Raw genomic sequence first — 12355 nt, 5'->3', positions numbered from 1 at the left:
CCAGGGCATCCTGGGTTACGTGGTGCGCTGGGTCGACCAGGGCGTGGGCTGCTCCAAGGTGCCCGACATCAACGACATCGGCCTGATGGAAGACCGCGCCACGCTGCGCATCAGCAGCCAGCACGTGGCCAACTGGCTGCACCACGGCATCGTGACCGAGCAGCAGGTGCGCGACACGTATGAGCGCATGGCCGCCAAGGTGGACAAGCAGAACGCCGGCGACAAGCTCTACCAGCCCATGGCCGGCAACGTGGCCACCAGCAAGGCCTACCAGGCCGCGCTCGATCTGGTGTTCAAGGGCAAGGCACAGCCCAGCGGCTACACCGAGCCGCTGCTGCACGCCTGGCGCCTGAAGGTGAAGGCGGCGGGTTGAGTCCACCCCCGCGCCGCACCTGAGGTGCGTCACCCCCTCAAGGGGGCAACGCCTGCGGCCTGGCAAAGCCAGTTCCGCGGCGTTCTGGACCGCGACACGGCGCCCCACGGGGCGCCGTTTTCTTTTGGCATCACAATGCGCCCCCATGCAAAACCGCACCGCCCCATGACCCCGCCCTCCCCCTGGCAACCCGCACCGGCGCACGAACCGTCCGCTCCGGACGCGACCACCCGCAGCTGGCTGCGGGAACAGGGTTCGCTGACCACGCGCCTGCGGCGGCACTGGCCCGACCTGGCGGTGCGGGTGCTGGCCGAAGGCCTGGGCACCCCGCTGCCCCACGAAGCCCGGCGCCTGGGCCTGGCCGATGGCGTGCCGGCCTGGCTGCGCTGCGTGCTGCTGGTGGGCGGGGGCCTGCCCCGGGTCTATGCGCGCACGGTGATCCCGGACGGCCCGGCCCTGGCCACCTGGGCCGAGGTGCAGGCGCTCGGCCAGCAGCCGCTGGGCGAGCTGCTTTTCGGGCTGCATGGGCTGGACCGCAGCGGCTTCGACTGGGCCCAGGGCCTGGCCTGGCCGCACGCCGACCATTGGCCCGGCGCCGCCCCTGGCTGCTGGGCGCGGCGCTGCGTGTTCACGCGCGAGCACGCGCCGCTGCTGCTGACCGAACTGTTCCTGCACCTGCCCCCGGACGGCGCCACGCCGACCCACCCATGCCCCTGAACTACCTGATCTTTGACGCCAGCGACGACGGCGAGGGCACCGGCACCTGGGAGGCCATGGCCAGCGTGCGGGCGGCCGACCTGCCCGCGGTGCAGGCCGAAGCGCAGGCCGTGCTGGCCGTGGCCGAACGCCGCGCCCCCGGCCCGCGCGGGCCGCTGGACGAGGGCGGGGTGTGGGACGCCGATGTGCAGCAGCACACCGACGGCGACTGGACCACGGTGACGCTGACGCTCACCGGCCCCTGGGCCTGGGGCGAGGCGCTGGTCGAGGACGTCGACGAGCGCTGACCCAGGCGCGGGACAGCCTCCAGCGGACCGACGGGGCCGCGCCGCCTGGCGGCCCAGCCTCAAGTGCCACGCCCGGCGACCGAAGACAGGACACGAACGCCCGAATCCCCGGGCGAACGGCCCCCTCACCGCCAGAGGTTTGCATGCACAACGTTCCATCCCGCCTGGGCCACCTGTCGATCAAGTCGCGCCTGGTGCTGACCGTGGCCACGCTGGTGGTGGCCGGTCTGGCCGCGGTCAGTGCCTTCAACTTCCTGAGCCTGCGCTCGACCACGCGGGCCTCGGTGAACGCCTCGGCCCAGAACCTGGCCCTCGCGCGGGCCGAGGGCATTGGCCAATGGATCACCAGCAAATCCGCCGTCGTGGGCGCACTGCTGCCCGCCACACAAGTGCAAGACCCGATGACGGCGCTGACGCAGGCGGTCAAGAGCGGCCTGTTCGACACCACCTACATCGGCTACCAGGACAAGCGGGCGATCTTCTCGACCCCTCAGAACCTGCCCTCTGGCTGGGATCCGACCGCGCGCCCCTGGTACCAGAAGGCCGCCAGCGGGCAAGGCGTGGTGCTGACCGAGCCCTATGTGGATGCGGACAGCAAGAAGCTGGTGATGACCTTTGCCGTGGCCGACCGCAACGGCAGCGAGGTCCGCGCGGTGGCGGCCGGCGATGTGTTCATGGACGCGGTGGCCGCGGCGGTGACCGCCATCAAGCCCACGCCGTCCAGCGACGCCTTCGTGCTGTCGAGCAGCGGCAAGGTGATGGTGCACGCCGACCTGGACCGGGTGCTCAAGGACGCGGTCAGCCTGAGCCCGGCGCTCACGCCCGCGGCGGTTGCCGCCCTGGGCACCGAGCTGACCGAGGTGACGATCGACGGCAGCGCCCGCCTGCTGACGGCCGTGCCGGTGGCGGGCACCGACTGGAAGCTGGTGATTTCGCTGCACAAGGGCGAGGCGCTGGCGTCGGTGTCGGGGTTCCTGATGCGTTCGCTGATCGGCGCGCTGGTGGTCACCGTGATCGCGGTGCTGCTGGCCGGCGTGGTCGTGGCGCGCTCGCTGCAGCGTCTGGACCGCCTGCAGACCGCCATGCAGGACGTGGCCTCGGGCGACGGCGACCTGACCAAGCGGCTGGACGCCAGCGGCCACGACGAGCTGGCCCGCATCGCCCAGGCCTTCAACGCTTTCGTCGACAAGATCCAGGCCACGCTGCGCGACATCGCCTCGGCCAGTGAAGCGGTGCACGCCGCCTCGCGCGAGATCGCCACCGGCAACCACGACCTGTCCACGCGCACCGAGTCGGCGGCGTCGAGCCTGGAGGAAACCTCGGCCACCATGGAAGAGATGACCGCCACCGTGGCGCAGTCGGCCCAGTCGGCCCAGGAGGCCAACCAGATCGCGGGCAGCGCCGCCGCCTCGGCCGCGCGGGGCGGCGAGGTGGTCGGTCAGGTGGTCAGCAGCATGGAGGCCATCACCCACAGCTCGCGCAAGATCAACGACATCATCTCGGTCATCGACGGCATCGCCTTCCAGACCAACATCCTGGCGCTCAATGCGGCGGTGGAAGCGGCGCGGGCCGGCGAGCAGGGCCGCGGCTTTGCGGTGGTGGCGGCCGAGGTGCGCAACCTGGCCCAGCGCAGCGCCGAAGCGGCCAAGGAGATCAAGCAGCTGATCGGCAGCTCGGTCCAGAGCGTGGAGGCCGGCTCGGCCCTGGTGGGCCGCACCGGCGCGGTGATGGAAGAGATCGTGCAGAACGTGCAGCGCGTCTCGCAAATGATGCAGGCCGTGGCCGCGGCGGCGACCGAGCAGCGTTCGGGCATCGCGCAGGTGGGCAGTGCGATCAGCAACCTCGACCAGATGACGCAGCAGAACGCGGCCTTGGTGGAAGAAAGCGCGGCCGCGGCCAGCGGCCTGCAGGACCAGGCCGAGCGCCTGGCCCGCACCGTGGGGCAGTTCCGCATCGGCTGACGCCGGTTCGCGCCCACCGGAGCGCAGCGCACCGCCGTGGCGCGGGCTCTGGTGCTCAGTGGCCACCCAGCGCGGGGCGGCCGGCACGCCCATGGCCGGTTGGCGGGATCCGTTCACACCGCCTCGATGCACCCGCCGCACGCCCTGCGACACCGCAGCGGCCGACCGACGTTGCCTCTGGCGGGGCATGTAGAACTGTCGATTTTTTTGACAATTCTTGCTTGTGTTTTTCGATGATCCAATCAAATCAAGCACTTACGTGTCTGGCCTGGCACTTGCTTCATTTGCTTACATTTCATTGCACTCAAAAACACATGTTTAAAAAAGTCCTCCTGGCCTGCTCGCTCGCGCTGTCCACCGCCGCCACCCTGGCCGCTCCGGTCGTGGTCAACGGCGCCATCCACAACATTGATGGTGACCATGACGGTCTGGTCGACGATCTCAAGATTTCCCGCGTGGCGTTCGACGTGACCGCCGGCACCACGGTGTTCTTCGACTCCATGGTCTGGGAAGCCACACACGTGGACCTCAACGGTGACGGCTTCCTCACCGGTTTCGACAACTACATGGCGTTGTTCAGCGGCGGCTCGATGCTGACCGCACAGGACGATTCCGGCATCACCTACGGCGACGGTTCGGTGCACGGGTACGACTCGGCCTACAGCTACACCTTCGCCAATGCCGGCTCCTACATGATCTCCCTGGGCCAGCTCATCTACAGCGCCGCCGACGGCCTGCAAGGCTTCCAAGCCGACCGCGCCTTCTTCGACTACGAGGGCAACAACGACAGCTTTGGCGCCTGGCGCCTGACCATGACCGCGTCCAACGGTTCGCTGAGCAACGTCACGGCGCTGGACGACGGCAACCGGGTCCCCGAACCCGCCAGCCTGGCCCTGCTGGGCCTGGGTCTGGCCGGCTTGGCCGCCTCGCGCCGCAAGGCCCGCTGAGCGCTCGGCGACAGCCCTCTCGAAAAAGCGGCCTTCGGGCCGCTTTTTTTTGGCGGCTCACTGCACCCGCTGCACGTCCAGCGACGAGACCGCGCCCGCGCGGTTGCCCCAGCTCTGGCGCACGAAGCTGGCCACGGCCGCGATCTCGGCCGGGGTCAGCACGGTGCGGAACGGCGGCATGCCGTAGGGCTGCGGGTGGCCGGCCGTGGCGGGCGCGAAACCGCCGCTGACGATGGCCTGCACCGCGTTGACGGGCGACGTCATGACCACCGCGCGGTTGCCGGCCAGCGGCGGGTAGGCGCCGGGCGCGCCCTGGCCCTGGGCGCCGTGGCAGTCGGCGCAGTGCTGTTTGTAAAGGCGCTGGCCCAGGTCCATCTGCGCGGGCGCTGCGGGCTCGACCTCGGGCACCGGCTCGGCCTGCGCTGGCAGGTCTTTGAGGTACACGGCCATGGCGCGCAGGTCGTCGGCCCGCAGGTGCTGGGTGCTGTGGAACACGACCTCGGCCATCGGGCCCATCATCGTGGCGTGGCCCGGTGCGTCGGCCACGCTGCCGTCGCGCAGCAGGGCGACGATGCGTTCGGTCGGCCAGGCTTGCACGCCGCCCTGCGCCGGGTCGCGCAACGAGGGGGCGAACCAGCGGCCATCGGGCATGTCGGCCGCGCCGAAGGCCTGGCGCAGCCCCCCCATGGGGTCGCGGCTGCCGTGGCAGGCGGCGCAGTGGGCCAGGCCGTTGACCAGGTAGGCGCCGCGGTTCCATTCGGCCGAGCGGGCGGCGTCGGGCACGAAGCGCTGGGGCTGGAACCGCAGGATCTGCCACAGCGCCAGCGCGGCCTGCGTGTTGTACGGAAAGCGCAGGGCGTGCGCGGGCTGGGCCTGCTGCACCGGGGGCAGCTGGCGCAGGTGGGCGTAGAGGGCGTCGACGTCGGCGTCGCTGAGCAAGGTGGTGTGGGTGTAGGGGAAGGCGGGCACCAGCAGGCGCCCGTCGCGCGAGCGGCCGTCGTGCAGGGCGCGGCGGAAGGCCTGCGGCGACCACAGGCCCAGGCCGGTCTGCGCATCGGGCGTGAGGTTGCCGGCCACGACGCGGCCGAACGGGGTGTCGATGAAGCGTCCGCCCGCATAGGGCTGGCCGCCGCGCGCGGTGTGGCAGGCCATGCAGTTGCCGGCGCGGGCCAGGTAGGCGCCGCGGTCCAGCTGTTCGGCCGAGGCCGTGGGGACATTGGACACATGCGGCAGGGCATCGGCCCGCAGTTGCCAGCCGATGGCCGCCGCCAGCAGCGCACAGCCGAGCAAGCAGACGCCGAATGCGGCGCGCAGGGGGGTGGTGCGCTTCATGACCGGCTCCCGGCGCTGCCGCAGCGCAGGGGCAGCGGTTGGGTGGTGGCGGGCGCGGGGTGGGCGTCGGCCGGCAGCGGCTGCGCGGCCAGCCAGGCGGCCACGGCGGCAATGTCGGGCGCGGCCAGGCGCTGCGCGACCTGGGCCATGCAATCGGGCGCGTGGGCTTTGCGCAGGCCGGTCTGCCAGGCGCCGAGCTGGCCGATGAGGTAGTCGCGCGGCAGGCCCAGCAGGCCGGGCACGGCGGGTTGCACGCCGGTCATGGCGGCGCCGTGGCAGGCGGTGCAGGCGGGCAGCTCGCGCGCCGGGTCGCCGCGGCGCACCAGCGCTTCGCCGCGCGCCAGCTGCTCGGGCCGGGCGGTGCTGGGCGGCGGTGGTGGGTAGGGCAGGTCCAGGCCGGCGAAATGGCGCGCGATGTCGCGCAGGTAGGCGTCGCTCAGCGGGTCGAGCAGGAAACGCATGCCCGCGGCCTGGCGGCGGCCGTCGCGGAAGTTCTGCAGCTGGTGGTACAGGTAGGCCTCGGGCTTGCCGGCGATGCGCGGGTAGAAGCCGTCGTTGGTGGCGCGGCCTTCGGGCCCGTGGCAGCCGGTGCAGGCCATCACGCGCTGGGCCAGGGTGTCGGGCACGGTGTGGGGCTGTGTGGAAGGGGTGGGGCCAGCGGCCCATGCCAGGCCCTGGATCAACCAGGCGCAGCCGACACCGGCGAGAAAACGGACGAGGAACATGGTGCGGCGCGGAGCGGTGGTGAGAGGGGGCGGGCGTCGGAAATCCATTCAAAAGTACCACAGGCAGGGGGTCGATACACTGCGCAGAAAAGGCCTTTTCCATGCAGACCACGCCCGCCCCCACCGACCCCACCCGCTGCCCACTGTGCGGCGGCGACAACCGCTGTGCGATGGAAGTGGAACGCGCCAGCGGCCAGCCGCAACCACCTTGCTGGTGCAGCACGGCGCGCTTCCCGTCAGACCTGCTGGACCGGCTGCCGGCCGAGGCCGCGGGCAAGGCCTGCATCTGCGCCGCCTGCCTGGCCGCGTTCAACCTCTCAACCGACGAGGCGCAACCGTGATGGGCTGGCTGGACCGTTTTCCTCTCAAGCTGCTGGTGGTGGTCGCGCTGTGGCTGGCGGTGGCCCCCATCGTGCCCGAGCCGCACCTGGTCGAGAAGCTGCGCCTGCTCTCGCAAGGCGCGCTGCACAGGCCCATCGATGTCTTCGACCTGTTCCTGCACACCACGCCGCTGGTGCTGCTGGCACTGCGCCTGTGGCGCGATGCGCAGCGGCGCGCGCGGCCGAAGCGGCCCGACTGAAGCCGAGCGACCGGGCCTCAGCTGACCACGAAGGCCAGCACCAGGGCGCCCAGCGCCAGCAGGCCCAGGCCGCCGACGAACACGTTTTCACCCAGCGACTCGTAGCGCGCCGCGCGGCTGCGCAGGCGCATGGACATGAACGACAGCACGGCGCTGGCCAGGAACACCAGGCCGTCGAGCGCGAGCAGCTTGTCCACCAGCACCCGGCCCGCACTGGGCGGGCCGAGCAGGCTGATGTAGAGCGCCGTGAGGCAGACCCCGATCATGGTGGCCGAGGTCGGTAGGATGTGGGCCGACAGACCCCGGCCGTCCGCGCGGCGTTCCGGGGCGTCCGGTGTGCCACCCGGCATCAGCCGATGCGCACCGGCACGAAGAGGGTGTCGCCGTCGCGCCGGATCAGCAGCGCCACCGACTTGGCCGACGCCGCCACCGCCGCGCGCACCTGCTCGACGCTCTGCACCGGTGTGCCGTTGACCGCCATGAGCAGGTCGCCCGGCTGCACGCCCGCGCGTTCGGCGGGGCCGCCCACGTCCACCACCACCAGCCCCTGGCTCACGCCGCCCTCGCGCTGCTCCTGCGCTTGCAGCGGACGCAGCGCGAGACCGAGCTTGCCCTGCTCCGCACCGCTGCCGGCCTGGGCCACCTGGGCCTTTTTCTCGCCCGCGTCGCCCAGCTGGGCGGTGAGGCTCTCACGCCGGCCCTGGCGCCAGACCTCCAGCGTCACCTGGCTGCCGGGGGCGGACTGGCCGATCAGCGCCGGCAGGTCGCCCGAGGCCACGATGCGCTGTCCGTTGACCTGGCGGATCACGTCGCCGGCCTTCAGGCCGGCCTTGGCCGCCGGGCCACCCGGCTCCACGGCCGAGACCAGCGCACCCTCGGGGCTGTCGAGCTTGAAAGAGTCGGCCAGGGTCTGGTTGACCTCCTGGATGCTCACCCCCAGGCGGGCGTGGCGGGCCTTGCCGGTGGCCACGATCTGGTCCTTGACCTGGGTGGCCAGCTCGATGGGGATGGCAAACGACAGGCCCTGGTAACCGCCGGAGCGGCTGTAGATCTGCGCGTTGATGCCCACCACCTCGCCGCGGCTGTTGAACAGCGGGCCGCCCGAGTTGCCGGGGTTGACCGCCACGTCGGTCTGGATGAAGGGCACAAAGCTGTCGTCGGGCAGGCTGCGCCCCTTGGCGCTGACGACGCCGGCGGTGACGCTGTTCTCGAAGCCAAAGGGCGAGCCGATGGCCAGCACCCATTCGCCGACCTTGAGATCGCGCGCGCGGCCCAGCGGCACGGTGGGCAGGTTCTGCACGTCGATCTTCAGCACGGCCACGTCGGTCTTGGTGTCGGCGCCCAGCACCTTGGCCTTGAACTCGCGGCGGTCGGTGAGCTTGACGATGACCTCGCTGGCATCGCGCACCACGTGGGCGTTGGTGAGGATGAGGCCATCGGCGCTGACCACGAAGCCCGAGCCCTGGCCGCGCACCACCTCATCGCCCTGGCCGCGCGGCTGCGGGCCCTGGAAGCGGCGGAAGAATTCGAAGAACGGGTCGTTGGGGTCGACGCCGGGCGGCAGGCCACCGCGCGCCGCGGCCGGTGCCTCGTCGTCGGCCGCGGCCTGCTTGACGCCGCTGACGCTGATGTTGACCACGGCCGGGCCGTAGCGGTCGGTGATGGCGGAAAAGTCGGGCGCCCCGTTGGCCCCGGCCGGCAAGGCGGTGGCGTGGGCCACCGCGGCGGGGGCGGCGGCGCGGGCGTGGCTGCCGGCCACATAGGTGGCACCGGCGCCGCCCAGCACACCGGCGGTGAGCAGGGCGAGCACGAGACGGGTGGGCGTGAGCTGACGGGTGTTCATGGCATCTCCTGGAACGGGTGAAAAAGGAACAGGGCACCACTGTCCGGGGACTCACTTAGTCCGGGCTTAGGGTCACCCACCGGGCAACGCCGCCCCCATGGCACACTGGCCCGATGAACCAGCACCCGATGCACGGCCTGCACTGGTCGGCCCGTTTCACCGCGTGGCAGCGCCAAGGCGCGGCCCTGCTGCCCGCGCTGCTGGCCGGGGGCGCCGCGGCCGTCTGGCCGGGGGCCTCCGGCGCAACGCCCTGGCTGCTCGGCTGGGTCGTGTACTGCGGGGTCTACACCGGCCTGGTGTGGCGTCTGGCCCGGCACCTGGACGCGGCGGGCACGCACCGGCGCGCACGCTGGGAAGACCCGGGCGCGGCCATGCTGCTGGTGCTGGTGACCAGCGCGGCCTGCGCCAGCCTGCTGGCCGTGGCACTGGCGGTGGACGGCGTGCGCGCCCTGCAAGGCGGGCCGCGCGCCGTGCGCCTGGGCCTGGTGCTGGCCTCGCTGGCCGGTGCGTGGTTGCTGATCCAGTCGGTCTTTGCGCTGCACTACGCGCGCCGCTACTACCACCCCACCGGCGCCAGCCGGGCGCCCGCGCGCGGTCTGCTCTGGCCCGGCGGTGAAGACCCCGATTACCTCGATTTTTTCTACCACAGCGCGGTGGTGGGCATGACCTCACAGGTGGCCGACGTGACGCCGCAAAGCCGCGCCATGCGGCACCTGACGCTGCTGCACGGCCTGTTGTCGTTCGCGTTCAACCTGATCGTGCTGGCGATGGCGGTGAACGTGCTGGCGTCCGCGCTGGGTTAGGGCTACGCTGATCAAGTCCCCGTGGATGCGATCGCCCGCTGTCGGGATGGGCTGCAAGGCGCAAAACGCAGGCGGGCCGGGCGGCCCGGCGAGGCTTTGCAACGCGGCAGACCGCCCGAGAGCGGGATGAGCGCGCCGCGAGGGACTTGTTCAGCGTCGCCTTAGGGCCCCGGGAACACCACCTGGACGCGCAAGCCGCCCAGCGTGGGCGCGGCGTCCAGGCGCAGCGTGGCGCCGTGCAGATCGGCCACCGCCTTGACGATGGCCAGGCCCAGGCCGCTGCCCGACGCGGGCGCGTCGGGCAGGCGCACAAAACGGTCCAGCACGCGCCCGCGTTCGGCCTCGGGAATGCCCGGCCCGCTGTCTTCCACGCTGAGCACCCGCGCGCCCGCCTCGGTGCGCCAGGCCACGTCCACCTGGCCGCCCGCCGGCGTGTACTTGACCGCGTTGTCCAGCAGGTTGCGCACCAGGATGCGCAGCGCCTCGGCGTGGCCGCTCACCGGCCCGGCGTCGGCCTGCGTCACGCCGATGTCGATGCGGCGTTGCTGGGCCGCGGGCAGCATGTCGGTCACCGCGCTGCGCAGCAGATCGGCCAGCGCCACCGGTTCGGGCGGCGCGCCCGCGGCGGCGCTGGCCTGCTGGCGCGCCAGCACCAGCAGCTGTTCGATCAGGCGCGTGGCGCGGTCGATGCCCGCCCCCAGGCGCTCCAGCGCGCGCTCGCGCGTGGCGTCGTCGGGGGCGCGCTGCAGGCCCTGCACCTGCAGCTTCAGCGCGGCCAGCGGCGACCGCAGCTCGTGCGCGGCGTCGGCCACGAAGCGCTGCTGCGCGTCGAATGCCTGCGCCACGCGGCGCAGCAGGCCGTTGAATTCGCGCACCAGCGGGCGCACCTCGTCGGGCAGGTCGGTGTCGGCCACCTCGGTCAGGTCGTCGGCCTGGCGTTGCGCCACCTGGCGCTGCACACGCGCCACCGGCGCCAGCGAGCGGCTGACCACCCAGCCCACCAGCCCCATCAGCAGCGGCGCCAGCAGCACGATGGGCAGCGCCGTGCGCAGCGCCAGCGCGCCGGCCATGCGCTGGCGCACCGCCCGGTCCTGCGCGACCTGGATCACGAAGTTGCGCGCCTGCACCGAGTACACGCGGTAGCGCGTGCCGTGCGCGCTGGCGTCGGCAAAGCCCAGCACCGCGCGCTGCGGCAGCTCGGCGCGCGCGGCGGACTCGAACACGCGCTCGCCGTCCAGCGTCCAGATCTGCAGCACGAAGTCGAAGTCCTGTTCCTCGGCCGGCAACGGGATCACCCCCGTGACCAGCGCCTGCGGCAGACCTGCGCGCAGCGACAGGGCCGTCTGCTGCATGTGGTAGTCGAAAAGCGTGTCGGCCTCGGCCCGCGCCGCCCGGTAGGCCAGCCCCGCCTGCAACAGCGCCGTGGCCAGGATGGCGAGCAGCACGAAGACCAGCAGGCGGCCACGCAAGGAGGTGGGCTGGCGCAGTTTCATGCCTTCGGCACCAAATAACCGACGCCGCGCACGTTCTGGATGATGTCCGGCCCCAGCTTCTTGCGCAGGCCGTGGATGTAGACCTCCACCGCGTTGGAGCTGATCTCGTCCTTCCAGCCGTAGAGTTTTTCTTCCAGCTGGGCGCGCGAGAGCACCAGGCCGGGCCGCGCCAGCAGCGGTTCGAGCACCGCCCATTCGCGCGCCGACAGCAGCACCGGTTGGCCGTTCACCGCGACCTCGCGCGTGGCCGGGTTGATGCTCACGCCCTGGTGCTCGTACACCGGCTCGGCGCGCCCGGCGGCGCGGCGCAGCAGCGCGCGGATGCGCGCCAGCAGTTCGTCGAGGTCGTAGGGTTTGAGCACGTAGTCGTCGGCCCCGGCGTCCAGGCCTTCGATGCGCTGCTGCACCGAGTCGCGCGCGGTGGCGATGAGCACCGGCACGCGGTTCTGGCGCACGCGCAGCGCCCGCAACACCGCGAGGCCGTCGCGCCGGGGCAGGCCCAGGTCGAGCAGCACAAGGTCGTAGTCCTGGGTGCACAGCGCCGTGTCGGCCATTTCGCCGTCCTTCACCCAGTCCACGGCGTAGTGTTCGGCGCGCAGCAGATCGAGCACGGACTCGCCGATCATGGTGTCGTCTTCAACCAGCAGCAGCCGCATGGCGGATTCCTCCGGGGGGGTTCACGGCCATTCTGCCAGCGCGTCGGGCGGCCAACTTAAGCGGCGCTGAGGCCCCACCGCGTGCCAGGACGCGCGCGGGCGGTTATCGTTGCACCGCCTTCACACCCGCCACCATGACCCAGCCCGACGACCACTCCTTCCCCGCCCTGCGCGCACGCTACGGCGAACGCTACCGCTGGTTGCTGCTGATGTCGGTGATGGTGGGGACCATGGCGTCCATCATGTCGTCCACCATCATCAACGTGGCGATTCCCGACATGAGCCTGCACTTCACGCTGGGGCAGGAGCGGGCGCAGTGGGCCACCTCGGGCTTCATGGCGGCGATGACGGTGTCCATGCTCACCACCCCCTGGCTGCTGGCGCGCTACGGCTACCGCCACACCTACATGGGCTGCATGGCGCTGCTGCTGGCCGGAGGCGTGGCCGGCGGTTTTGCCAATCACTACCCGCTGGTGCTGGCCGCGCGCGTGGCCGAGGGCCTGGCCGCGGGCGTGGTGCAGCCCATCCCGGCCATCATCATCCTGCGCGCGTTCGAACCGCACGAGCAGGGCCGCGCCAGCGGCATCTTCGGCATGGGCGTGGTGCTGGCGCCGGCCATCGGCCCCAGCATCGGCGGC

Annotated in this window: 14 protein-coding genes and 1 pseudogene; 9 read left to right on the top strand and 6 right to left on the bottom strand. The window is 71.8% G+C overall.

Features of this window, described 5'->3' with window-relative positions; all coding sequences use genetic code 11:
• The 5 genes and pseudogenes from RMP09_RS18330 to RMP09_RS18310 all read left to right on the top strand — a co-directional run.
• Positions 1-373 (top strand): annotated as a pseudogene (locus tag RMP09_RS18330) (malate synthase G); the annotation flags it as partial.
• Between the two features lie 165 nt (positions 374-538).
• Positions 539-1090, top strand: a complete 552-nt coding sequence (locus RMP09_RS18325; RefSeq protein WP_310567414.1) for a chorismate--pyruvate lyase family protein — start codon at positions 539-541, stop codon at positions 1088-1090.
• The gene (locus RMP09_RS18320) at positions 1081-1377 is read left to right on the top strand and encodes a hypothetical protein (protein WP_310567413.1); all 297 of its coding nucleotides are present in this window, start codon (positions 1081-1083) and stop codon (positions 1375-1377) included. The genes RMP09_RS18325 and RMP09_RS18320 overlap by 10 nt, the downstream gene beginning before the upstream one ends.
• A 143-nt stretch (positions 1378-1520) precedes the next feature.
• Positions 1521-3338, top strand: coding sequence for a methyl-accepting chemotaxis protein (locus RMP09_RS18315; protein ID WP_310567412.1), 1818 nt, complete (start codon positions 1521-1523; stop codon positions 3336-3338).
• Between the two features lie 314 nt (positions 3339-3652).
• Positions 3653-4285, top strand: a complete 633-nt coding sequence (locus RMP09_RS18310; RefSeq protein ID WP_310567411.1) for a DVUA0089 family protein — start codon at positions 3653-3655, stop codon at positions 4283-4285.
• A gap of 57 nt (positions 4286-4342) precedes the next feature.
• Here RMP09_RS18310 and RMP09_RS18305 read toward each other — a convergent pair whose 3' ends face one another.
• Together RMP09_RS18305 and RMP09_RS18300 are read right to left on the bottom strand one after the other, a co-directional pair.
• Positions 4343-5617, bottom strand: a complete 1275-nt coding sequence (locus RMP09_RS18305; RefSeq protein ID WP_310567410.1) for a cytochrome c — start codon at positions 5615-5617, stop codon at positions 4343-4345.
• Positions 5614-6342, bottom strand: a complete 729-nt coding sequence (locus RMP09_RS18300; RefSeq protein WP_310567408.1) for a c-type cytochrome — start codon at positions 6340-6342, stop codon at positions 5614-5616. The genes RMP09_RS18305 and RMP09_RS18300 overlap by 4 nt, the downstream gene beginning before the upstream one ends.
• 101 nt (positions 6343-6443) lie before the next feature.
• Here RMP09_RS18300 and RMP09_RS18295 point away from each other — a divergent pair, with 101 nt between their 5' ends.
• Positions 6444-6683: a cysteine-rich CWC family protein gene (locus RMP09_RS18295; protein ID WP_310567407.1), complete on the top strand. Its 240-nt coding sequence runs from the start codon at positions 6444-6446 to the stop codon at positions 6681-6683.
• Positions 6683-6922: a hypothetical protein gene (locus RMP09_RS18290; protein ID WP_310567406.1), complete on the top strand. Its 240-nt coding sequence runs from the start codon at positions 6683-6685 to the stop codon at positions 6920-6922. The genes RMP09_RS18295 and RMP09_RS18290 overlap by 1 nt, the downstream gene beginning before the upstream one ends.
• Positions 6923-6939: 17 nt before the next feature.
• Here the strand turns inward: RMP09_RS18290 and RMP09_RS18285 are convergent, their stop codons facing one another.
• The gene (locus tag RMP09_RS18285) at positions 6940-7188 is read right to left on the bottom strand and encodes a hypothetical protein (RefSeq protein WP_310567405.1); all 249 of its coding nucleotides are present in this window, start codon (positions 7186-7188) and stop codon (positions 6940-6942) included.
• 83 nt (positions 7189-7271) lie between these two features.
• Entirely contained in the window at positions 7272-8765 is a 1494-nt protein-coding gene (locus tag RMP09_RS18280; protein ID WP_310567404.1) for a DegQ family serine endoprotease, read from the bottom strand.
• A 113-nt stretch (positions 8766-8878) separates the two neighbouring features.
• Between RMP09_RS18280 and RMP09_RS18275 the strand changes: the two genes are divergently transcribed.
• Positions 8879-9568: a DUF1345 domain-containing protein gene (locus tag RMP09_RS18275; protein WP_310567403.1), complete on the top strand. Its 690-nt coding sequence runs from the start codon at positions 8879-8881 to the stop codon at positions 9566-9568.
• Between the two features lie 161 nt (positions 9569-9729).
• Here RMP09_RS18275 and RMP09_RS18270 read toward each other — a convergent pair whose 3' ends face one another.
• Complete coding sequence (locus RMP09_RS18270) at positions 9730-11061, bottom strand: ATP-binding protein (RefSeq protein WP_310567402.1); 1332 nt, start codon at positions 11059-11061, stop codon at positions 9730-9732.
• A complete protein-coding gene (locus RMP09_RS18265; protein ID WP_310567401.1) occupies positions 11058-11717 on the bottom strand; it encodes a response regulator transcription factor in 660 nt (219 codons plus the stop codon). The genes RMP09_RS18270 and RMP09_RS18265 overlap by 4 nt, the downstream gene beginning before the upstream one ends.
• A 134-nt stretch (positions 11718-11851) precedes the next feature.
• Here RMP09_RS18265 and RMP09_RS18260 point away from each other — a divergent pair.
• Positions 11852-12355 (top strand): MFS transporter (locus tag RMP09_RS18260; RefSeq protein WP_310567400.1); only part of this gene is annotated, 504 nt, incomplete at its 3' end.

Origin of the sequence: Hydrogenophaga sp. (assembly GCF_031426985.1) — a bacterium.
Taxonomy (GTDB): Bacteria; Pseudomonadota; Gammaproteobacteria; order Burkholderiales; family Burkholderiaceae_C; genus Hydrogenophaga.
Note: the sequence above shows the minus strand (reverse complement) of the source record. Positions and strands in the feature narration are given on the sequence as shown.